Genomic DNA, 21,966 nt, shown 5'->3' with positions numbered 1-21,966 from the left:
GGACCCGTGCTATAAGTCACAGCAAAGAAGAGAATCCCTTCAGATGGCCCCAACCGCACCTCTACTCTCTGCGCTTACGCCTATATATAACCTCCCGAAAAGCGCTGCGGGATACCGCCCCTGCAAAGCTCTATCCGTGATGCCCCGGAGGATGCCCGGAGGCTCCATGCATCGCAGGCCGCATACCGTCGGGAGGCATTCCTCCCGGGTGACCTCCCCCACCCGCATGCGGATGGCCAGCCATCGGGCTAGCCGTCTCCACCGGGGCGAGACAGCCGAGCAGCAGGCTGTGCATCGTTTTGATCCAGTAAGAGCCTGCCATCGTGAGCGGGGCCGCTTCCTGCCCGGAGGCAGCATGCTTGATCAGCCCCGCCTCGCACCAGTTATCCAGTAGCGGCTTTGCCCACGCCTGCGCCTCTTCCGGCCACAGGTCGACCGGAGGCAGCTTAAGATACTCGGCAAACTCGGACAGGTTTGACTTAAAGCGTTCCTGGCTCCCCATCGGACCTGTCGGAGCCAGACAGCGAGCCGGGATGTTTCCAGCCTCGATTGCTGCGGCATAGGCGTCGATGTCGCGCTCCATCATAATGGAGACGCGGCTCAGGTTACCCCCGGCCGATGAGCCGATGGGCAGGATGTCGGCATTGCTCTTGGCCAGGCGATTGTAGACCGAGCGTTCGCGCGTGCCCCGGCGCCAGTGCTGCGGCGTAAAGTGTTCAAATCCGTACCCGGCCAGCGCCTCGGCTGCCGCCCCGAAAAGCTGAGCCCGTCCGGCACGGTCCGCAGGCACCCCCAGCCGTCCGCCCTCGACCGCCTTGGCCAGCGGGCTATTCGGGAACTGGATCAGCTCGTAGAGGTCGAGACCGTCGATCCGCGTCTCCTCCGCCAGAAATCGCAGGTCCTCCAGCAGCAGGTCTCTGTCCTGCCCCGGCAGCCCAAACATCAAGTCCACAATCAGCACCGCGTCGGTGTCCGCCAGGCCATTCAGGACCTTTAAAATCTCTTCACGTCCGGCTAACCTTCCCAGGCGGCGGCGCAGCTCCTCATCCGCACTCTGCAGCCCGAGTGAAAAGCGGTTTGCACCGGCCTCGCGCCAGGCTTGCGCCTTCTCCACCGTAAAGTCCCGGACGCGCCCCTCGATCGTGATCTCCGTCTCCGGGGTGATCTCAAACAGGCTTTTCAGCCGTCGCAGCACGCGGGCCAGGTCCGGAGCGGCCAGGTCGCTCGGCGTCCCCCCGCCAAAGTAGACCGCATCGACCGGGCGGCATCCAGCCCCCTGCCCCAGCGCCTGCTCCACCAGATCCAGGTGCCGCATGAGCAGGTCCGCGTAGTACTCGCTGAACTCCTCCGAACTGCGATTCTGGTAAAAGGGGCAGAACAGGCAGCGATGACGGCAGAACGGCACATGCACGTAGAGAGCGAGCGGCTTACAACTGCGATGTGTAAAGAGCCGTGGACCCCACTCGGCAAAAGGCTTATCCAGCGGGCGAGCCCCCCTGGCTGCGCGGCCATGCTTGGGCATGGACTCTGCAAAGGCAAATGCCTCCGTCAATGGATCGGCCCCAGCGGGCACATAGCAGTTTTCCGGTTTCATCGTCTCCCCCTTCTTGGCTTTTTCTGTAATTGAGTCTCGGTTTCAACAGAAACCCATTAATGCAAACTGCCCAAGCCTTAAAGAGCCCTAATAGCAAAGAAGGAAGGTGGCTTATAAATGCCATCCCGTCAGCTTATAGCCGAGAAGACACGCCAAGGCGCTGGCCCTGACAATGCATCTGCCTCAGGGCTGGAAAAAGCTGACAATGGCCTGCACCACTCCGGCGAGACTCTCCCCGGCAACCAGCCCGGCCGCCAGCACGATCAGGTACTTGGCGCTCCAGTGCTTCCAGAGGCGCTCGGCAACCACTCGCAGCATGGCACCCACAAAGATCCCCAGACTGATGAAGGGCGGGATAATGAACGCAAAGCCCAGGCTCGACGCGCTCGGCACCCAGTGGCGACGCTGCTGCGGCAGCAGGGCCTCCAGACAGGCCAGCACCACCCCGATCACGATAGCCACGACGACCGCCGGGCCACAGCCGTGCGGGATCGTGTCCAGCCCCTCGGCCAGCACCTCGGCTACGGCCTTCCAGGTGGCCACCGCCGGAGCGGGCCATTTTTCCGTCAGGAGCATTTCCTGCGGATTGGGGATCAGGATCATGTACGCCGCACAGCCGGCCAGCGAACCAGCCAAAATCCCGAAAATCTGCGCCACGACCTGACCGCGCAGACTCGCACCGATGAGCTTACCGGTCTTGAGGTCGTGCAGCATGTCCGAGCACTGCCCGGCGGCCCCGCCGGTGACGTTGGCCGCCATCAGGTTAGCGGTCATGAAGCTCGCGGGGTTCGTGGTCGGCGTCAGAAAGCCAAAGGTCACCTGCGTGATCTTACCCAGCGCGCCGATGGGCGGGATACCCGTCTCACCGGAGACGCGAGCCGCCACCACCGCGAGCAGGAACGACAGCCCGAAGGCAATCGTGCCCAGCCACAGCGGGATCGAGAAAATCCACTGCTGCGCGATCACGCAGCCCACGAAGCCCACTGCCAACATGAGCACGAACCACTTCTTCGGGAAGTAGCGCACCCCGCCGGGAGCATTGGCGATTTCGTCGGCTTCGCTCGCTTCGGGGTCGCTACCCACGCCCTTATTCCCCGAGAGCTTGCTCTTAAAAATCTTCACCATTGACAGGGCAAACGACGTCAACGCCCCGGCCACCATCAGGCTGACCCCCGGCCACAGCAGCCACTCCAGCATGACCGTGTACCAGCTCGCCCCGTCCAGCGCAGGTTGTGCCCATCCATGCGCCAGCAGCGGTCCCGGCAGCAGCATCCACGCGATGATCGTCCCCAGCAGCAGAGAGATGCCTACGCGCGGCCCCACGATCGCCCCAAAGCCCAGCAGCAGTAGCGAGGGCTGGATCTCCATCCCGAGCGCCCGCCAGCTCACTCGGTCGAGGCCCTTGGCCGCGACGTTAGCCGGGGCCTTGAACCCCCACGAAGCAGGCAGCCCCAGCGAAGGAATTTTATACACGAAGGCGTTAAACAAAAAGATGCCGCCCGATAGCAGCCCCGCCCCGAGAAGCATTTTGACGCGTGCGGCGGCTTCCTTGCCGTGGGAGTAGATTTCGGTGATCGTCTCGGCTGTCGCTACGCCGTTCGGGAACGGTAGCGCCTCGCGATCCAGCATCTGTCGCCGCACGGCCAGCGCACAGGCGATCCCGACAAAGCTCACCGTGAAGACCCACAGCGTGAGCACCGGATAGGTAAACTTGTAGTCCGTCAGCAGGGCCAGCGCCGGAATGGGCGCAACCAACCCGGCCGAGAGGATCGACGCCGCCGAGGAGGCCGCCGTCTGGTTGATGTTGTTCTCCAGCAGCCCCCAGTGTTTCGCCGCTCCGAAGTGGTGCAGACTGTTCCACCACGCATAGCTCAGCAGAGCCGCCGCGATGGACATGTTAAAGGAGAATCCGATTTTCAGACCGGTGTAAATGTTACACGGGGCCAGAACCGCCCCCAATACGAAGCCGGTAATAATCGCACGGACGGTCAGTTGTCTTTCCGGAGCCGGGGCCATGATGGGGTGATAACGCAGCCCCTACCGGCAAGGCAACCCTAACCCGCAAGGCTCATCAATTCTGCGTTTTCTGGCATTATCCTTTGACACACCTTTAGCCATGTGGGATTGTTTACACGACTACGCCCAATCCCTCTTTTTATGGGCTCTCTCACTCAGTTATGTGTGGAATTAGCGGAATTATGCAGTTTGACGGACGTGCGCCTGACGCGGCGCAGGTCGTACGGATGATGGACACGATGGTCCCCCGGGGACCCGATGGCGACGGCCTGGTACTACGCGGCGCAGTAGCGCTCGGGCACCGGCGGCTCAAAATCATCGACTTGAGCGAGGCTGCTCAGCAGCCGATGGTGGATACCGCGCTCGGCCTCACAGTCGTCTATAACGGTGCCATCTACAATTACCCGGAGTTGCGAGCCGAGCTTGAGGGCAAGGGTTACAACTTCTTCAGCCACGGCGACACCGAGGTCATCCTGAAGGCGTTCCACGCTTGGGGGCCGGACTGTGTAGAGCACTTCAACGGCATGTTCGCGTTTGCCATCTATGAGCGCGACAGTGGCCGGGTCACGCTCGCCCGTGACCGCCTGGGCATCAAACCCCTTTACTACACAAAGGACGCCACCCGCCTGCGCTTTTCCTCCACCCTGCCCTCCCTGCTGGCTGCCGGTGGCGTGGACACCTCGCTCGACCCCGTCGCGCTCAACTACTACATGAGCTTCCACTCTGTCGTGCCGCCCGAGCGCACGATCCTCAGTGGGGTGAAAAAGCTGCCCCCGGCCACCGTGGCTGTCGTCGAGCCAGACGGTAAGATGACGCAGCACAAGTATTGGGATCTCCAATACGGCATGCGCGAGGACGAGAAGAACTACTCCCAGGCCGACTGGGAGGAAGCCACCCTCGAGGTCATGCGAGACGCCGTGAAGCGCCGCCTCGTAGCCGACGTGCCGGTAGGCGTACTTCTGTCCGGCGGACTCGACTCCAGCCTGATTGTGGGCCTGCTCGCCGAGCACAGCAACCAGCAGATCGAAACCTTTTCCATCGGCTTTGAAACCGTCGGCGACGAGGCCGGAGACGAGTTCAAGTACTCGGACGTCATCGTCGAGCGTTTCCAGACCAAGCACCACAAGCTCTCCATCGACTCGACCCGCGCCCTGCCGGCCCTCAAGGCCTGCATCGGGCAGATGTCCGAGCCCATGGTCAGCCACGACAACGTCGGCTTCTACATGCTCTCGCAGGAGGTCGCGAAGTTCGTCAAGGTCGTCCAAAGCGGCCAGGGTGCAGACGAGATTTTCGGCGGCTATCACTGGTACCCGCCCATGATGACGGCGACCGATCCGCTGGAGAGCTACGCCAAGGCCTTCTTTGACCGCGACTATAGCGAGTACTGCGAAGTGGTGGAGAAAAAGTGGCAGCAGGGCGACTTTGCCCGCGACTTTGTCAAAACCCACTTTGCCCTCCCCGGTGCCGATGCTCCCATCGACAAGGCCATGCGTCTCGACGCCCAGGTCATGCTGGTGGACGACCCGGTCAAGCGCGTGGATAACAACACCATGGCCGCGAGCCTTGAGGCGCGCGTGCCCTTCCTCGACCACGAGGTGGTGGAGTTCGCCGCCCGCGTCCCCCCGGAGCTCAAGATCAAGGATGGCGGCAAGTACGTGCTCAAGGAAGCCGGACGCCGCGTCATCCCCTCCGAGGTCATCGACCGCCCGAAGGGCTACTTCCCGGTCCCCGCGCTCAAGTACCTGCGCGGCGAGTTCCTCGAAATGGCCCGCGACTCCCTGCTCAACGACACCGCCCGCGCACGCGGCCTCTACCAGCCCGCCTACGTGGAGAAGCTGCTCGCCGCCCCCGAGGAGCACATCACTCCCCTGCGCGGCTCCAAGCTCTGGCAGCTCTCCCTCCTTGAGCTGTGGCTGCAGTCGCATGGCATCCGTTGATGCACGAAGAGACCCAGATTTCTCTACTACGTAGTCCATAACCACTACACCTATGGAAGTCCTCCAAACCAAGCCCGGCAAAATCCTGCAATGCGGCTGGGGCCGCCTGCTGTTTGCCGACACCTTTCCCACGCCCGAGTCTCTGGCCGAGTCTATCCTGGCCGAGCGCGACGATCAGCGCGACATCGCGCTGTATCTGCTCGACCCGCACCTCGTCCTGAACTGCGCTCCGCAGCAGATATTCCTCGACCCGTCCAACACCTACCGGCTGTACTTCAACCAGTACAACAAGCCCACTCGCGAGCCCGCCGGCTTCGAGATACGGGAGGTGGCACACAAGGAAGACCTCGACGAGGTCAACCGCATCTACAGTGCGCTAAACATGGTCCCCGTCGACAAGGAGTACGTCTGGAAGGAGCGAGACAACAAGGCCTTCACGTACTTCGTCGCCGTCCAGAAGGACACGCAGGAGATCATCGGCACCACCATGGGCGTCGATCATAAGATCTGCGGTGAAAACATGCCGGAGCGCTGCAGCCTGTGGGCGCTCGGGGTGGACCCGCGCGCAGAGCTTCCCGGTGTCGGGCTGGCTCTGGTCAACCACCTCATCGAGTACTACGGAGCACGTGGCCGCAACGAGATGGATGTATCCGTCATCCATGACAACACCAAGGCCCAGCGCCTCTACGAGAAGCTCGGCTTCCAGCGCATCTACATCTTTGCCGCCAAGCGCCGCAACCGCATCAACGAGCGGCTCTTCGTCGGCTCCCCCGCGCCCGAGGGGTACAACCCGTACGCCTCGATCATCATCAACGAGGCCCTGCGCCGCGGGGTCGCGGTGGACCCGATCTCGCCGGACCGCGGGTACTTCCGCCTCAGTCTGGGCGGACGCTCTGTCACCTGCTGGGAGTCGCTCTCCGAGCTGACCAGCGCCATCGCGCTCATACGCGCCGGTGACAAGCAGTTCACCCGTGAGATCCTCGTCGAGCACAACCTTTCCACCCCCGACCAAATGATGGCCGGGGACCCGCGCAAGGAGCTGCGCTTCCTCAACCAGCACAAGAGCGTCGTGGTCAAGCCGCTGCACGGCGAGCAGGGCCAGGGCATCTCCGTAGACGTGCGCTCGGAGGAGTCTCTGAAAAAGGCCCTCGAAAAAGCCCGCGTACACGATGACTCTGTATTGATCGAGCAATACGTGGAGGGGCAGGACCTGCGCATTATTGTCATCAACCAGGAGGTCGTAGCCGCCGCTGTACGCCGCCCCCCGAGCGTCATCGGTACCGGTGAGCACACTGTGCGCGAGCTGATCGAGAAGCTCAGCCGCCGCCGCGCCGGTGCTACCGGTGGAGAGAGTACGATCCCGATGGACGAGGAGACCGAGCGCTGCGTACGCATGGCTGGCTACGGCATGGACGACACCCTTGAGAAGGATCTCTCCATCCCCGTGCGCAAGACCGCTAATCTCCATACCGGAGGCACGATCCACGACGTCACCGAGATGCTCCACCCCACCCTCGCCGAGGCGGCTGTTCGCGCCGCTCGTGCCCTGGACATCCCTGTGGTCGGACTGGACCTGATGGTCTCCTCTCCGGACAAGCCCGAGTACGTCTTCATCGAGGCCAACGAGCGCCCCGGCCTGGCCAACCACGAGCCCCAGCCCACCGCCGAGAAATTCATCGACTTCCTCTTCCCCCAAACTATTACTCCTCCCGGGCCCAGCGCCTGAGCCTCACGGCCCGCTTCTTTCCTTAACACACACGTATGCCCAAAAAGAAACCGGACGGTCCCGACACAGATTATCTGCAGCAGGTTCTGCTCAAGCTCTTGAGCATTCACAGCCCGTCGGGCTACACAGACCCGATCGTGCGTGAGCTTTGCAACGAGCTCGACGCGCTTGAGCTCCCGTACGAGATCACCCGCCGGGGCGCCGTGCGCACCACCCTGCCCGGTCGCGCCTACAGCCCGGACCGTGCCATCGTCGGGCACGTGGATACGCTCGGGGCCATGGTCAAGGACCTGAAGGACAACGGCCGCGTCAGCCTCGTGCCGGTCGGCACCTGGTCGGCCCGCTTCGCCGAGGGCGCACGCGTCTCGCTCTACACGGACAGCAGCATCCACCGCGGCACGATCCTTCCCCTCAAGGCCTCCGGCCACACCTACAATGACGCCATCGACACCCAGCCGGGCGTGTGGGAAAACCTCGAACTGCGCATCGACGAGGACTTCAGCTCCCGCGAAGACCTCGAAAAAGGCGGTGTCCAGATTGGCGACTTTGTCGGCATCGACTCGCAGGCAGAGCTGTTGCAAAACGGCTACCTGAACTCCCGCCATCTCGACGACAAGGCCGGTGTGGCCGCCATGCTCACAGCCGCCAAGTACGTCAAGGATCACGGCATCGAGCTGCCCGTGGAGTGCCACCTGCTCTTTACCATATCCGAGGAGGTCGGCTCCGGTGCCTCGGCCGTCCTGCACGGGGATGTCGCCGAGATGGTCTCCATCGATAATGGCACCGTCGCTCCGGGCCAAAACTCCAGCGAGCGCGGCGTAACGATCGCCATGGCCGACTCAAGTGGTCCCTTCGACTACCACCTCACCCACCACCTGCTCAACCTCTGCGCCAAGCACGACATCCCCCACCAGCGGGACATTTTTAAATACTATCGCTGCGATAGCGCCTCGGCGCTTGAGGCCGGTAACGATATCCGCACCGCGCTGATCACCTTTGGTGTGGATGCCTCGCACGGCTACGAGCGCACGCATCTGGATGCGCTCGCATCCGTCACGCGCCTCATCGTCGACTACTGCCAGACCAACCTCATCTACCAGCGCCAGCGCAAGCACCTGGGCACCCTCAAGACCTTCCCGAAGGTCCGTAAAACCGACGTGCCCCTGACCCAGCTTGAGCAGACCGAGTCCCAGGCCCAGATACCGCCTTCGGCCCCTGTTGAGAGAAAGAAAAAGCCGTAAGCAAACGACTATCGCTGGTGCGGTATTTGGCAGGATTTTGCGCCAATCCTAACGTAAGGTGATATTTTATCTCTATGACACAATACGTGAAAATTGCCGGGGTCAGCGTTGCGATCGCGGCTATCGTTCTGGCGTTCATTTTCCTCGGTCGGGGTGGAGATGAGCAGCAGATCCACGACCAGCTGGACCGGCTGGAAGAGCTCGGCTCGAAGCCCGCTGGCGAGAGCCAGATCCAGAGCCTTACCCAAGCCAAGAAAATCGCCGATTGCTTCACCGAGCAGGCGGAGGTGCGCATCATGCCGCGACTATCCTACAGCTCCGACCGCAAGGAGCTCACCGGCATGATGGTCGGTGCCCGCTCTCAGGTGGACAGCTCGGAGGTCAGCCTCGGTAACCGGAATATCAAAGTCTCCGAGGACGGCCAGCGCGCCACGGTCATCATCACCGGCACTGCCAGCATCGTCGTCGGCGGCCAGTCAGAGCGCCACAAGGACCGCTACCGCATGGAGTGGGTCAAAGTGGACGGCGACTGGCTCATCGCAAGCGTTGCGCCGCAGGACAATTGATCAAGCCCAAGCCCTCAGCCCCTGCACGCCTCTCGCATCTCAAGCAGCTTCGCCTGTAGCTGAGGCACGTCTACATGCGGGGGCAGGATGTCCTGCTCTACGCACAGGGTCGCAGCCAGACCGGCAGCTTCACCGGTGGCCACAGCATCACCCGTCACCCGGTAGCTGGCGTGAGCGATATGGTCCCCGGATATGCAGCGACCGGCCATGAGCAGGTTATCCGCATCACGAGCGACCAAGCAGCCGTAGGGGATGTCGTAGGACGGGAAGTGAACATGGGTCAGGCCGCCGCCCTCCTTCTTGTCGGGATGGTGAATGTCCGCCAGGAAGCGCACATGGCAGATACCGTCGGGCAGCGAATCACCGGACTGAAGCTCTTCGACCGTCAGGTAGTGGCGACCACGGATACGACGGGCCTCGCGGATGCCGATGCACGGCCCCGTATCGATCAGAAAGACGTCCTTCCAGTCCGGTCCGGCATGCTTTTTATATAGCTCAACGAGGTGGCGGATCTCCGAGCGCGCCTGAAACTCTGCCCGCGTGAGATTACGGACATCCAGACCACTGCCGTACATATGCGTGGCCATGAGCATAAAGACGCCCGGCTGCCCCGGCTGCGGAATGAGCGTGACCCGCTCATAGCTGGGCTCGTACCCGGCCTTTCGGGCGATGGACAACAGCGGCTCGATATGGAGCATCTCCGTGCCGTGGTAGCCACCGATGCGGCCATAGAGGGTCATGGGCTGGACCTTGCCGTCGCTCTCGCGCCCGTACTCGAAACCGCAGCCCGCCTGCGCGCCGACATCGCCATCCCCGGTCGTGTCGATGACGACCTTTGCCCGGATAAACTCGCGCCCGGACTTACTCTCGGTGAAGACACCGGTGATGCGGTCGCCGTCGCGGGCCACAGCCACGACCTGCGTGTAAAGCTGTACATCGATACCGGTCTCCTCAACCATCTCATCGAGCAGGCTCTTCATGGCCTCAATCGTGTAGATGTGCATATTACCCATCACAGGGGCAGTGGCACCGCGCTTCTCCAGGCGCTGCAGCAGCTCCCGGATGAGCCCTGTCTTCTCCTGCGCGTCGATGATGATCGAGAGGGCCCCAGCCGTCCAGACGCCACCCAGGAAGGCGTTTCGCTCAAGCAGCAGTACCTTTGCACCGGCCCGGGCAGCCGTAAATGCCGCCGCGATCCCGGCAGGGCCTCCTCCACAGACAAGGACGTCTGCTTCGCGGGCTACGGGCACTTCGCGTGCCGGTTCGAGAATGGTGGGGAGTGTCTCAAGTCTGCTCTTACTCATGGATATTCAGATTGGGGTTAAAATGACGAATGCGTCTATTTTACACTCACTTGACCATTTTTATCGTGCATTTATCGCACAATAATAGCATTTTTGTAACCATAATGATATGCACACCTGCCGATCGATTTGAGCAGCTCACGCACAGGCTACTCACTTATGGATGGCCGCGGCGTGTGTACTTTTCCGCCGATCCGGGTTTCGCCGCTCAGGCGGGCAGCTCTACCATCCTGCACTGCCCTCGCCTGAATATCTGCCTGGCGGGACGCGCGCGCTATCTCGTGCGCCGGGGAGCGCGCACCGTGGAGCTCGCGCTGGAGCGCGGCGATGCCGTCTATACCTTTTCGGGGTGCTCGATGGGCACGGTCGATGGTGCCGGGTACAGCTCCCTCGGGTTGGTTTTCAATCCCGAGCTGACGCGGTTCATGGTCGCCCGCAGTAACTCCGAGCATGGCCACCGAATCGTCCTCGCCCACCACGCCCCGCAGCCGCTCGATGCTGACGGGTGGAATCTCACCCATGCGCTTGAGCACACCACCGGCCACACCGTGGAGTACCCCCTGCGCCTCAAGCTCACGGAGGCCCTGCTGCTCACAGCGGCGAAAACCCTGCAAGCCCCCGTCACCCCGCAGGGGAAGGCCGCGCTCACCTGGCAGGCCGCCTGCCAGTATATCGAGGAGCACCTGAGCCGCCCGCTCGACCGGCGCGAGGTCGCAGACTTCCTCCAGATCCACCCCAACCACCTTTCCCGCCTCTTCCTGCGCTTCGGAAGCACATCTTTCAACCAGACGGTACGTGATGCCCGACTGCGCCGCTCGCGCGAGCTGCTGCACGATCCGGGCCTAAACATCGCAGGGGTTGCCCAGGCCAGTGGCTTCCCCGACGCCAACTACTTCTCCCGTTGCTTTCGCAAGGCATTTGGGCAAACGCCTGGTGAGGCCCGGCAGCGCCTCCTCGCAGAAAAGTTATGACCATCGCCGTATCCACCGGGCCACGACATCCGGCTACGGAGGCGCATTAGATTTCACTGAGCGAGCCATTGACTACTGACTGCGTACGGCCCAAACTCGGCGCATAACTCTCTTGCGTTACTGCTAACGGGCATACGCCTGCGCAAGGACATCTCACACTCTCCCTCTATCCCAACTCATGTCTCCTCTTGATATTACCCTTTTCTTCGTCGCCGTCATCGGCGTCATCGCCTTCGGACTGCTCAAGAGCCGTGCGAAAGAAGCCGATGGCCCCAAGAATACCAGCGACTACTTTCTGGCCGGACGCGGGCTGACTTGGTGGCTGGTCGGCTTCTCGCTCATCGCCGCAAATATCTCGACCGAGCAGTTTGTCGGCATGTCGGGGCAGGCCGCCGACTGGCTGGGCATGGCCATCGCCTCCTATGAGTGGATGGCCGCCATCACGCTCGTTGTCATCGCCTTTCTTTTCCTTCCGCGCCTGCTGCGCTGCGGCATCTACACGATCCCGGAGTTTCTGGAGTACCGCTACGGCGTGCTTTCACGCACGATCATGGCCATCGCCACCATGGTCATCCTCGTGGGTGTACCGACCGCCTCGGTCATCTACTCGGGGGCAAAGGTGATCAGCGTGTTTTTCAGCGGCGTCACGCTGATGGGCATGGACATGGGTAACCTCTCGCTGGGCTGCTGGATCATCGGCCTGTGCGCCGCGGGGTACGTCTTTATCGGTGGTTTGAAAGCCTGCGCCTGGACGGACCTCATCTGGGGCTCATCTCTCATTCTGGGCGGCGCGCTCGTCATGTTTCTGGCCTTTCAGGCGCTGGAGGACAAACCCGCCGAGGAACTGATCCAGACCAAAGTCGCCACCTCATCGGCCACCGTGGATGATCTCGCCAACGCCAACGCGCTGGAGCGCCTGCACATGCTGACCGAAGGCCCCGCCGTGGACGGCCCGAACGGCAGCGGCGGCAAGCTGCACATGATCCGCCCGGCCAAGGACAGCTCGATCCCCTGGACCGCGCTCATCATTGGTCTGTGGATCCCGAACTTTTTCTACTGGGGCCTGAACCAGTACATCATGCAGCGCACCCTCGGCTCGAAGTCGCTCGCCGAAGGCCAGAAGGGGATCATCTTCGCGGCAGGGCTGAAGCTGATCGTGCCCTTCGTCGTAGTCATCCCGGGCCTGCTGGCCTACCACTTGTACAGCTCGGACCTGCAGGAGCAGGCCCAGCTCAAAAACGAGGCTGCGCTCACGGCAATGGAGGCCGGGGAAACCGTTGTGCTGCCCTTCTCCGAGCACTTTGCCCGGCTCTATCCGGACAAGGCCGCAGCGATCATCCAGCACAATGCCGATGTCGTCGGCACCGAGGCGGCGGCGCCCGACCCTCAGGATGCGCCCTACGCCTCCGGCGAAATGGCTGACGCCAACGCCAAGCTCGTCGCTGCGGCTCAGGCCAAAAAGATCAAAGTCAGCGCACAGCTGGTCGGCTTTGACTACGATGCGGCCTTCCCCACTCTGCTGCGAAACCTGCTCAAACCCGGCTACACGTGGTTTGTGCTGGCGGCTATTTTCGGGGCGGTCGTTTCCTCGCTGGCCTCGATGCTTAACTCGGCCTCGACCATCGCCACGATGGACATCTACCACAAGCTGCGTAAGGGCGCCGGGCAGACGGAGCTCGTCTCCGTGGGCCGCGTCTGTGTGGTCGCTTTCGTGCTTATCGCCTGTGTGATTGCCCCAAATCTCGGGCGCCCTGAGTTTGGCGGTATCTTCACCTTTATTCAGGAGTTTCAGGGCTTCCTCAGCCCCGGCATTCTCGCGGTGTTCCTCTTCGGATTCCTCGTACACCGCTGCCCACGCTACGCCGGGTGGCTCGGCATCCTCCTGAACGTCGTGCTCTACGGCTCGCTCAAGTTCTTTATCGCCCCGGAGATGGCCTTCCTCAATCGCATGGCGGTCTGCTTCGGAGTCGTGCTCGCGGTGCTGGCGATCCTGACGCTGGTCAACCCGCTCAAGCGCCCCGTGGAGATGCCCGAGAACAAGGACATCGAGCTGGTCCACTCCCGCCCGGCCAAGATCTGGGGTACGGTCGTGTGCGTGGCCACGCTTACGCTCTACATCATCTTCTGGTAAGCTTAATACCGCAGCAGGAGCCCTTCTCTCTCCCCAGAGTCGGGGAAAAGAGAAGGGCTTTATTGATCAATAAGCCCTGCGGCAAAGAGCATGCTAGTCGGCCCAGTTAAACTGGATGCCCATCGTATTGGCGCGGTCGCTGTTCGCGATCCCGTAGGCGCTCATGCAGTTTTCCGGCTCAAAGAGGTGGGTGTTGATCCCCTCCAGATTGATGCGCCCATCCACGATCATCCCAAAGAACAACTCGGCAATCGTGCCCTGCGTCCACTCGGGGAACTGGAAGCAATCGTGTGCACCGATGATGTGAACCCCGCGCTTGATAACATCACTGGTCAGGCACTGCTTGGTCGGGCGACCGGTATCACCGAGGACGATGACGCGGCCCATATCCGCGACCAGAGCCAGAGCTGACGGGAAGACCGCCTCGTGGCCAGTCGTGTCAATCACCACCTCGGGCTGCTTACCGCCGAGGATTTCCTTCACTTTTTCAAGAGCCTGATCGGCAGGCATTGTGAGGTAGGCGCTGGCACCGCCGTTGATAGCCATCTTCTCGCGCTGCGGCACCGGATCGATCACGATCGGGCGGCGCGCCCCGGCTGCGCGGGCCCAGCGCAGAGTCATCTGGCCAATCGGACCTGCGCCGATGATGACGACGTCTTCGCCCAGCTTGTAGTTCGCCATGTACGCTCCGTTAAAGGCGATCTTGGCCAGCGCGAACCACGGCGCATCCTCGAACGACACGGAGTCCGGCATCGGGTAAACCTCGTCCGCCTTCATCACCATATGCGAACGATGGCGGGCGCGCCAGGCGACGCGGTCGCCGGGCTTGTGGGTGTCAACACCCTCTCCCACCGCCTCCACCACGCCGGAGGAAGCGTAGCCCGGATAGAAGGGATACTTCACCCACCGGTCCCAGTGCGTGCCCGGATCGAAGAGCCGGTTAAACACGATATTCTCCGTACCAGTGCTCATCAGCGAGCGCTCAGTGCGCACGAGAACCTCATCGGATTCCAGGCCCGGAAGCTCGAACGATTCCAGTTCGACCTTTTGTTTCTCCGTGAAGACGAGGCGATGGGGAGTGCTGTATTTCATGACGCCACCCTTGCCCTGCGCAGCCCATGCTACAAGTGGAACAAATGGCTTTGTTTTATAAAAAATGGCTGTTATATTAATAAAATCACCTTAAACAAACAATGATGACCAACAAAACGGCCACATCAGCCTGGCTCGATCTCGCTCAAGCAGCCGCAGAGACTCCGTTTAAGTTTATAACAGGCTGGCGAAGAAAGATCCCGCAGCGTGGACCGATCGCAGGCCTGCATACGCACACCACGGTGGAAATGGTCTACCACCGCTCGGGCAGTGGCGTGACCAACATCGGCCATAAGGGGCTCACGGCCATTCCATTTTCGGAGGGCTGCTGTGTGGTCTACGCGCCCGGCCTCCCCCACGATCAGGTGATGGACACCCCCGGCGAAGACGTATGTGTAAACATGGAAGTCCCCCACCGTATCCAAAAGCTACTACAAGGACACCTCGTCATCCCAGATGCCACACGATGGATATCCGACGACTGGGACAGGCTCACCTCCGGTAAGAAACCTGCCGACGAGATGGAGCAGTCGCTCCTCAACTTACTGGGAACAGCCGCAATCCTCGCCATGCTGCGCGCAAGTATGCGAGCGAGTAAAAACACGCAACGCTCCGGTGAGGCTGCTGTAAACCGGGCCGACGAGTACATACGCGAAAACTTCGCCACTATCGACAACATGCAGGAAGTCGCCGAGCACGCCGGGCTCAGCCACGACCGGCTGCGCCACCTCTTTCGCGAGCACCGTGAGATGAGCCTGATCACATTTCTCACCCGCGTACGGCTAGAGCGCGCGAAGTCCCTCCTCACCCACTCGCGACTCACGTTAAAGGAAGTCGCCTCCCTGTGTGGCTTCCGCGACGAGTACTACTTCTCAAATGTCTTCCGCAAACACATCGGCCAGCCTCCGGGCAACTATCGAGATAGCTCATCAGGACGCGACCAGCCTCCAGACACCAGGTAAATCTCTCGCGAGGCAGCGGCTAGAAATCCTCGACCGGTGAGCGTTTACCGGTATCGGCGCTGCGCTCTTTCGCCCGCTCGGGGCCGAGGGTTTTCACGCGCAGATCCCAGACCTCCTGATCCAGCGCAGCATATGCCTGCTCGGAAAATGCTGGCGACGGCTGCATCGTTTGCTTGAAACGGGCGATACGCTCCAGTGCCCGATCCACCTGCTTGCGGGGTGCATCCATGAGAGCGCGTGCCCCCGCTAGCTGGCTTTCCACACGGTGGCAAACCATGAGCATATCGTTCCCCGCGCCGAGTGCGGCCAGCAGGCTTTCGTTGAGGGTATGGCTTTTCAGGAGAGCACCCATATCGAGGTCGTCGGTCACGATGAGGCCCTGATAAGCCAGCTCCTCACGCAGGAGCCCTGTGACGATACGCGGTGACAGCGAGGCCGCCAGCTCCTGCTCGTCGTAGCAGGGATACCAGGCGTGGCCAGTCATCACAGCGTCCACCTCGCCTGCCATCTCGCGAAACGGGCGCAGCTCGCACTGCTCCATCTGCTCTGCGGTACGGCGGATCACGGGCAGCTCATGATGCGGGTCAACCGCCGCTGCGGCAAAGCCGGGAAAGTGCTTGGCACAGCTAGCGACCCCTTCCGCGCGCATAGCGGCATTAAACAGCCGAGCCTTCTCAACGACCTCTTCGGGGCTGCGTCCGAAGCAGCGCCCGCGCAGGGAGTTGTCGGCTTCCTCGCTAAAGGAAATATCCAGCACCGGGCTCAGGTTCAGGTTAAACCCGAACAGGCGCATAAGCTGACCGGTCAGCCGCCCATGCTCCCGGATCAGGTCCATGGCGCCCTTCTCGCGAAGCTGCTGCGGGTTGGGCGGTTCGTTCCCAAACACGCTCAGCCGCGAGACACGCCCCCCCTCCTGATCGACGGTCAGGATCGGCTCGACCTCGCACAGCCCGCGCAGGTCATCGAGCAGTTTGCGCAGTTGGGCGGCAGAGCGCATGTTGCGGTTGAACAGGACAAAGCCGCCGGGCTGGATCTTGCGGTACAGGGCGGCAGTCTCCGCATCGAGTTCGGGGCCGGGGATGCCAACCAGAAGGAGTTGTCCAGTGCTCATGAGGGAAGTGGTAGCTCCATACGTTACTTGCCGATGGCTGTGTGCTCAAGACTTCGATGGCGCGGTCATTGTTTCCGAAACTCCTTTCAAACCAGTCCAAAGAAAAGGCCGGAGAAGATGTCTTCTCCGGCCTCGATACTCGAAAATCTAATTTACCACTCCTGCAGCGGCGTGACGGGCCAGGACTCGACTTCACCGTCGGGCCAGACCGGGCTGAAGAGCACAGCGATGCGCTCGGTGCCGGTGCGGTCCTTGAGGTGGATCATCAGGCGGCTGACGCCCTCGTTGGTGGCCTGCGGCTTCTCCTGCTCGGCGGATTCGGCGCTGAAGACCGCACCCTCCGGCTCCAGGATGCGCGCGTGCAGGACCTTGCCGTCCTGGGTCAGCGTGGCAGTCGCTCCGTCCACGGCGATCACCGCGTCAGTGGTCATCCCCCAGTCGATCTGGGTCGGATGGTTCAGCACGATCTCATCCTGCACGAGGGCTGCACGCCGGTCTGCGACGAGCGCGGCACCGCGGATAAACTGGTCGATCTGATCACCGTAAGCTTCGGAGAGGTCCACCTTTGCGAAGGGGATATCCTCGCCGTTTTCGTTGTCCTCACCCGCGACAAACTCCACCATCTCCGAGACACCGGCGCGAATCTGGTTCTTACCGTCAAAGGTCGGTATGCTGTGGCTGAAAGAGCTGGGGCGGAAGTAGGTCCAGCGCTGGCCGCCCTCGCCCGTGCTCCAGTAGCCGGGCAGCGAGTAGCTGTCCGTCCCCAGGTCACGGGACCAGCGCTCACCGAGCGCATCGAGTTCGAAGTTACCCAGATCGAGGTGCGCGTGGTTGACGGTGTTCTTACCCGCCTTGATACCGATGAAGAGCGCGTTGCGGTCGTTCCAGGCGCTGCGCATAAAGGCGACATCCACCAGCCCGCGGAACATCTTGTCCAGCGCGGGCTCCGGGAAATCGCCACTCGGCGCGGGCTCATACCAGACGATGTGCCGGGTCGTCACCATATCCATCCGGTCGATTTTCTTGTGCTCATAATCGGCCACGAAGTCATCCGCGTAGACGCCTGCCAGCCAGAACATATTCGAGGTGGGCTTGCGTCTGCCCTTGGAGCCGCAGTCAGCAAAAAACATCGGGTAGTCGATCGGACCGACACTATAAATCGCGAAGTACGCCGTCTGGTCTACCCCCTCAATGTCGAGCAGGCCAAAGTCCGTGCCCAGCGCGGTATCCATGGCAGTAAGCCCGTACATGACATAGTCGGTGGCGTAAGCCCAGTACCCGGGGCCTTCCGGCCAGGCACCGTCGGGGCCGTACTCACGCAGGCCCAGCGGGTAGGACTCCAGTGCGTTGTTGATGATTGTAGCCGCCAGCTTCGGGTCGGTATCGGCAACGGCGAGCGCACCGATAACCATGCCGCTGTTGCAGACCATGTTCCAGTTGTGCGTGCAGGTCACCCACCAGCTGCGCTTGTCCTCACCAGAATAGCACATGAGCCCCTGATCGAGCCCCATCGAGATGATGGACTCACGGAGCAGCGTACGGTCTTCCTCGCTCAGATCATTGTAGAGCCAGTCATAGCCGATGGAGACAGCGTGCGTCATCTCCGCCGTATCGAGAAATGCTTTCTTACCCCAGTCCGGGAACGCGCAGACCAGCCGCAGGTTTTTGATCAGCGAGTCATAGTACTTCTGCTCGCCGCTCCAGCGATAGGCCAGCCCGAGCGTGTAGGCACGGTCCATACAGTCCCGACTCGTCCACAGGATGGTGTTGCGGTCATTAGGCGCGTACTCGAGATCTTTCTTCTCGAGGAGTTTGTCCGCCTTTTTAAACATCTCCTCGACGTAGTGCTGCAAGTCCTCATCCGTTTTGGCCAACTCCTTGAGCTCGGCCAGACGCTCATCGGTGAGCATGAGGCGCGGGTGGCCCTCCTTCAGGTGGTCCAGCACACTCATATCGACGGCTGGGGTCTCCTGAGCCGGAGCCGCTTCCTGGGCAAAAACCGCACTCGTAGCGGTCAGGCAAAAACACAATAAAAGGGTAATCGTTTTCAGCTTCATGGGTAACAAGTTAAGGGTATCTCCACACCAGTGACTCTGCGCAGAGCGTTGCTGCACAGGCGATGCATGCGACTAGCCGAAATTTCATTAACTCCGCCTTATCGTTGCAATCAAAACCGAAAATAGGTCCGGTGTTTGTTATTGGACCAGTTCAGCAGCCCAAACCCTGATCAGAGATGAAGTTGATCCCCACCTGGCTTATATGTATAAACTCCGTCATTATCGAGAACTCACCAGCAATCTGCTTTACCCGTTAGATGAGCACGCGCGATGAATTTCTGAATGCGGTTTCGGTCACCCAGGGCCCGCAGCATCACTTTTACGGCTACTACGATAAAAGCTGCTGGAATGCTGCCGGACGGCGAATCGTGGGGCTGGAGACGGCGTTTATGGATCACCCGCCGACGGAGGACGACTGCGCGACCATCGGCCTGATCGATACGGCTGCCCCCGGCAAATGGACGCCCCTGGCACAGACTAAGGCCTGGAACTGGCAGCAGGGCTGTATGCTCCAGTGGCTCGGCAGCAGCGAGTCGATCATCTTCAACGACCGTGAGGGGGATCGCTTCGTCTCAAGAATTCTGGCTGTCGAGACCGGCCGAGAGCGCACCTTGGAGCGTCCCGTCTACGCCGTCGCCCCGCAGGGCACGCACGCGATTTCGCTCAGTTTCTCCCGCCTTCAGCACCAGCGCCCCGGCTATGGCTATCCCGGTGTGGCTGACCCGTATAAAGATGTCCCAGAGCCGACGGACGACGGGCTGTACCACCTCGATCTGGAGACCGGAGCATCGCGGTTGATCCTCAGTGTCGCCGAGGTGGCGGCCTTTGAGCGGTGCCCGGAGTTCGACGGCAAGATGCACCGCTTCAACCACGCGCAGTTCAACACCGACGGCAGCCGCTTTGCCTTCCTGCACCGCTACAAGTCACCGGACGAGGAAGTCGGCCACACCCGCCTGATGACCGCCAACCCCGACGGCTCCGATCTGCGCTGTCTGGCCCATAGCGAGCTCGTCTCCCACTACGACTGGCGCGACCCGCACACCATCATCGTCTGGACCCGGAGGCCCGGCGAGAAGCCCGCCTACGTGCTTTACTCCGATGGTGGTGGGCAGGCCGAGGCCATCGGTACGGATCTGTTCAACACCGACGGGCATTGCTCTTTTTCACCGGACGGGCGCTGGGTCCTGACCGACACCTACCCGGACAAGGAAGACATGCGCACCCTCATTCTCTATGACTGGCAGAACAACCTGCGCGTGAATATCGGGCGCTTTTACGCTCCACCGATGGAGTGGCAGATCCGCTGCGACCTGCACCCGCGCTGGAGCCGCGATGGGCGGCAAGTCTGCATCGACTCGATCCACGAAGGCTACCGCCAGATGTACGTGCTCGATGTCAGCTCCGTCACGCAGCCCGTACAGACCTTAGCTTAAAATAAAAACAACCCCTCACACCATGACTTTGACCGACCCAAATACCGCTTCCCTCAATGGGCTCTGGGACTTCGCGTTCCTCGGCGCTATCGCCCCCGATAACTTCGACGCCGCATCGATCACGGACTGGAGCAAGCAGCCCGTCCCCGCTGCGTTCGATGCCCTCCCCGACCATGCCGGTAAGCGTGGCCTCGCCTGCTACCGCCGCACCGTTGACATCCCGAGCGGACGCACGGCCAAGCTGAGCTTTGGCGCGATCTCCATCTGGAGCCAGGTTTATATCGACGGCGTCCTCATGCATGAGAACGCCTGCGGCTACGCCCCGATCGAAATCAACATCCCGGCCGCGGACTCATCCCGCCGTGAGCTGCTCGTACTCGTGGATAACCGCTTCGACTTTGAGCGCGTGCCGATGCACGAGGAGTATTTCGACTTCTACCAGTACGGGGGCATCCTGCGCGATGTCGGCGTGCGCATCTATCCGGCAGACGGGCAGGCGGTTGATTTCATCCACGTCACCCCGCTGGACGACTACGCTCAGGGCGAGGTGCATATCCGCGTCGGACTGGTTGGAGACATCCCGAGCCCGGCAGAGCTTAGCGTGAGCTTCGATGGTGCCGAGGCAACCCCCGTACAGGTCGAGATCGATGGGCAGGAGGCGAGCTTTACCACCCGCGTGCCACAGCCCCGTCTGTGGTCTCCGCAGAGTCCGGAGCTTCACACGCTGCGCATCGACCTGGCCGGGCACGAGCTAGCGGCCGGTTGTCAGGCCCGCTTCGGCCTGCGCAAGATCGAAGCCCGCGACGGCAAGCTCTGGCTCAACGGCCAACAGCTCACGCTCAAGGGCTACAACCGCCACGAGTGGCACCCCAACTCCGGCCCGACCACCCCCACCCTCCAGATGGTGGCTGACCTCCAGTACCTGCGTGACCTGGGCTGCAACTTCGTACGCGGCTCGCACTACCCGCAGGACCAGCGCTTCCTCGACCTGTGCGACGAGATGGGCTTCCTCGTCTGGGAGGAAAACCTCGGCTGGGGGCAGCGTGAGCGCACCCTGACGAGCCCGACCTTTCACCAGCAGCACGACAAGTCGCTGCGCGCCATGATGCACGCCAGCCACAATCACCCCTGCGTGATCATCTGGGGTTTCCTGAATGAGGCAGGCAGCAACGAGGCGTACTCGCGCCCGATCTTCGAGCAGACGGTTGCCACGATCCGCCAGTTTGACTCCAGCCGTCTGGTTTCCTTCGCCAGCATGTTCGCCCTGAAGGACCTGAACTTTGACCTCGTCGACCTCATCGCCATCAACATCTACCCCGGCTGGTACGGCTGTGAATACTGCGAGGAGCCGCTCAGCCTGATCGCTCCCCACATGGAGAAATGCTTCGCGCACGTGAGCAGCCCGAAGCTGAAGGACAAGCCCATCATCGTCTCAGAGATCGGGGCCGAGGCCCTCTATGGCTGGCGCGAGGCGCACAACGATTTTTACACCGAGGAGTATCAGGCCCAGTACCTGAAGACCGCCTGCGAGGAAGCCCTCGGGCACGAGCGTTGCAGTGGTATTGCGCTCTGGCATTTCAGCGATGCGCGCACCTATGGCGGTGGCCTCTCCATGAAGCGGCCTCGCACCTTTAACAACAAGGGTACGCTCGACGAATACCGCCGCCCCAAGGCCGCGTACCGGTCTGTCCGCGAGGTCTTCCGCCGCTATCCAGACACGCCAGCCAGTTAGCAGACTCGCAGCCTCCCGCCATCCCCCCGGACGGACGGCACATCCGCCCGAGCAGGCCTCTTTTTTATCACTCCTGATAAACTCAGGGGTGCG

15 protein-coding genes are annotated in these 21,966 nt (G+C 61.7%); 9 read left to right on the top strand and 6 right to left on the bottom strand.

Features of this window, described 5'->3' with window-relative positions; all coding sequences use genetic code 11:
* Nucleotides 1-130: 130 nt before the first annotated feature.
* Both hutW and K0V07_RS11070 read right to left on the bottom strand, forming a co-directional pair.
* On the bottom strand, nt 131-1,594 hold the full coding sequence (gene hutW, locus K0V07_RS11075) for a heme anaerobic degradation radical SAM methyltransferase ChuW/HutW (protein ID WP_220621453.1): 1,464 nt from the start codon (nt 1,592-1,594) through the stop codon (nt 131-133).
* Nucleotides 1,595-1,777: 183 nt separating this feature from the next.
* The gene (locus K0V07_RS11070) at nt 1,778-3,610 is read right to left on the bottom strand and encodes an OPT family oligopeptide transporter (protein WP_220621452.1); all 1,833 of its coding nucleotides are present in this window, start codon (nt 3,608-3,610) and stop codon (nt 1,778-1,780) included.
* A gap of 161 nt (nt 3,611-3,771) precedes the next feature.
* Here K0V07_RS11070 and K0V07_RS11065 point away from each other — a divergent pair, with 161 nt between their 5' ends.
* The 4 genes from K0V07_RS11065 to K0V07_RS11050 all read left to right on the top strand — a co-directional run bounded on the left by K0V07_RS11065 (nt 3,772) and on the right by K0V07_RS11050 (nt 9,080).
* Nucleotides 3,772-5,547, top strand: coding sequence for an N-acetylglutaminylglutamine amidotransferase (locus K0V07_RS11065; protein WP_345778157.1), 1,776 nt, complete (start codon nt 3,772-3,774; stop codon nt 5,545-5,547).
* Between the two features lie 52 nt (nt 5,548-5,599).
* Nucleotides 5,600-7,273, top strand: coding sequence for an N-acetylglutaminylglutamine synthetase (ngg, locus tag K0V07_RS11060; protein WP_220621450.1), 1,674 nt, complete (start codon nt 5,600-5,602; stop codon nt 7,271-7,273).
* A 35-nt stretch (nt 7,274-7,308) separates the two neighbouring features.
* A complete protein-coding gene (locus K0V07_RS11055; protein ID WP_220621449.1) occupies nt 7,309-8,514 on the top strand; it encodes an osmoprotectant NAGGN system M42 family peptidase in 1,206 nt (401 codons plus the stop codon).
* A 74-nt stretch (nt 8,515-8,588) separates the two neighbouring features.
* On the top strand, nt 8,589-9,080 hold the full coding sequence (locus K0V07_RS11050; RefSeq protein WP_220621448.1) for a nuclear transport factor 2 family protein: 492 nt from the start codon (nt 8,589-8,591) through the stop codon (nt 9,078-9,080).
* A gap of 14 nt (nt 9,081-9,094) precedes the next feature.
* Here the strand turns inward: K0V07_RS11050 and K0V07_RS11045 are convergent, their stop codons facing one another.
* A complete protein-coding gene (locus K0V07_RS11045) occupies nt 9,095-10,384 on the bottom strand; it encodes an FAD-dependent oxidoreductase (protein WP_220621447.1) in 1,290 nt (429 codons plus the stop codon).
* Between the two features lie 176 nt (nt 10,385-10,560).
* Here K0V07_RS11045 and K0V07_RS11040 point away from each other — a divergent pair, with 176 nt between their 5' ends.
* Both K0V07_RS11040 and K0V07_RS11035 read left to right on the top strand, forming a co-directional pair.
* Complete coding sequence (locus K0V07_RS11040) at nt 10,561-11,355, top strand: AraC family transcriptional regulator (protein ID WP_220621446.1); 795 nt, start codon at nt 10,561-10,563, stop codon at nt 11,353-11,355.
* A gap of 178 nt (nt 11,356-11,533) precedes the next feature.
* Nucleotides 11,534-13,486, top strand: a complete 1,953-nt coding sequence (locus K0V07_RS11035) for a sodium/solute symporter (protein ID WP_220621445.1) — start codon at nt 11,534-11,536, stop codon at nt 13,484-13,486.
* A gap of 93 nt (nt 13,487-13,579) precedes the next feature.
* On the opposite strand, the gene K0V07_RS11030 is transcribed toward K0V07_RS11035, so the two are convergent.
* The gene (locus K0V07_RS11030; protein WP_220621444.1) at nt 13,580-14,578 is read right to left on the bottom strand and encodes a zinc-binding alcohol dehydrogenase; all 999 of its coding nucleotides are present in this window, start codon (nt 14,576-14,578) and stop codon (nt 13,580-13,582) included.
* A gap of 101 nt (nt 14,579-14,679) precedes the next feature.
* On the opposite strand from K0V07_RS11030, the gene K0V07_RS11025 reads away from it, so the two are divergent.
* Nucleotides 14,680-15,540, top strand: a complete 861-nt coding sequence (locus K0V07_RS11025; RefSeq protein WP_220621443.1) for an AraC family transcriptional regulator — start codon at nt 14,680-14,682, stop codon at nt 15,538-15,540.
* A 19-nt stretch (nt 15,541-15,559) separates the two neighbouring features.
* Here the strand turns inward: K0V07_RS11025 and K0V07_RS11020 are convergent, their stop codons facing one another.
* Nucleotides 15,560-16,651, bottom strand: coding sequence for a glycoside hydrolase family 3 N-terminal domain-containing protein (locus K0V07_RS11020; RefSeq protein ID WP_220621442.1), 1,092 nt, complete (start codon nt 16,649-16,651; stop codon nt 15,560-15,562).
* A gap of 152 nt (nt 16,652-16,803) precedes the next feature.
* Nucleotides 16,804-18,708 (bottom strand): DUF4962 domain-containing protein, encoded by a 1,905-nt coding sequence (locus tag K0V07_RS11015; RefSeq protein ID WP_220621441.1) that lies wholly within the window; start codon nt 18,706-18,708, stop codon nt 16,804-16,806.
* A 257-nt stretch (nt 18,709-18,965) separates the two neighbouring features.
* Between K0V07_RS11015 and K0V07_RS11010 the strand changes: the two genes are divergently transcribed.
* Nucleotides 18,966-20,141: a hypothetical protein gene (locus K0V07_RS11010; RefSeq protein WP_220621440.1), complete on the top strand. Its 1,176-nt coding sequence runs from the start codon at nt 18,966-18,968 to the stop codon at nt 20,139-20,141.
* Between the two features lie 22 nt (nt 20,142-20,163).
* Nucleotides 20,164-21,873, top strand: coding sequence for a glycoside hydrolase family 2 TIM barrel-domain containing protein (locus tag K0V07_RS11005; RefSeq protein ID WP_220621439.1), 1,710 nt, complete (start codon nt 20,164-20,166; stop codon nt 21,871-21,873).
* The last annotated feature ends 93 nt before the right edge of the window (nt 21,874-21,966 follow it).

This window comes from Ruficoccus sp. ZRK36 (assembly GCF_019603315.1).
Lineage (GTDB): Bacteria > Verrucomicrobiota > Verrucomicrobiia > Opitutales > Cerasicoccaceae > Ruficoccus.
This window is presented reverse-complemented; position numbering and strand designations above follow the sequence as displayed.

Bases quoted from the DNA above. Each gene is read 5' to 3' on its own strand.
- hutW (WP_220621453.1), bottom strand. From the start codon at position 1,594: ATGAAACCGGAAAACTGCTATGTGCCCGCTGGGGCCGATCCATTGACG.
- K0V07_RS11070 (WP_220621452.1), bottom strand. From the start codon at position 3,610: ATGGCCCCGGCTCCGGAAAGACAACTGACCGTCCGTGCGATTATTACC.
- K0V07_RS11065 (WP_345778157.1), top strand. From the start codon at position 3,772: ATGTGTGGAATTAGCGGAATTATGCAGTTTGACGGACGTGCGCCTGAC.
- ngg (WP_220621450.1), top strand. From the start codon at position 5,600: ATGGAAGTCCTCCAAACCAAGCCCGGCAAAATCCTGCAATGCGGCTGG.
- K0V07_RS11055 (WP_220621449.1), top strand. From the start codon at position 7,309: ATGCCCAAAAAGAAACCGGACGGTCCCGACACAGATTATCTGCAGCAG.
- K0V07_RS11050 (WP_220621448.1), top strand. From the start codon at position 8,589: ATGACACAATACGTGAAAATTGCCGGGGTCAGCGTTGCGATCGCGGCT.
- K0V07_RS11045 (WP_220621447.1), bottom strand. From the start codon at position 10,384: ATGAGTAAGAGCAGACTTGAGACACTCCCCACCATTCTCGAACCGGCA.
- K0V07_RS11035 (WP_220621445.1), top strand. From the start codon at position 11,534: ATGTCTCCTCTTGATATTACCCTTTTCTTCGTCGCCGTCATCGGCGTC.
- K0V07_RS11030 (WP_220621444.1), bottom strand. From the start codon at position 14,578: ATGAAATACAGCACTCCCCATCGCCTCGTCTTCACGGAGAAACAAAAG.
- K0V07_RS11025 (WP_220621443.1), top strand. From the start codon at position 14,680: ATGATGACCAACAAAACGGCCACATCAGCCTGGCTCGATCTCGCTCAA.
- K0V07_RS11020 (WP_220621442.1), bottom strand. From the start codon at position 16,651: ATGAGCACTGGACAACTCCTTCTGGTTGGCATCCCCGGCCCCGAACTC.
- K0V07_RS11015 (WP_220621441.1), bottom strand. From the start codon at position 18,708: ATGAAGCTGAAAACGATTACCCTTTTATTGTGTTTTTGCCTGACCGCT.
- K0V07_RS11010 (WP_220621440.1), top strand. From the start codon at position 18,966: ATGAGCACGCGCGATGAATTTCTGAATGCGGTTTCGGTCACCCAGGGC.
- K0V07_RS11005 (WP_220621439.1), top strand. From the start codon at position 20,164: ATGACTTTGACCGACCCAAATACCGCTTCCCTCAATGGGCTCTGGGAC.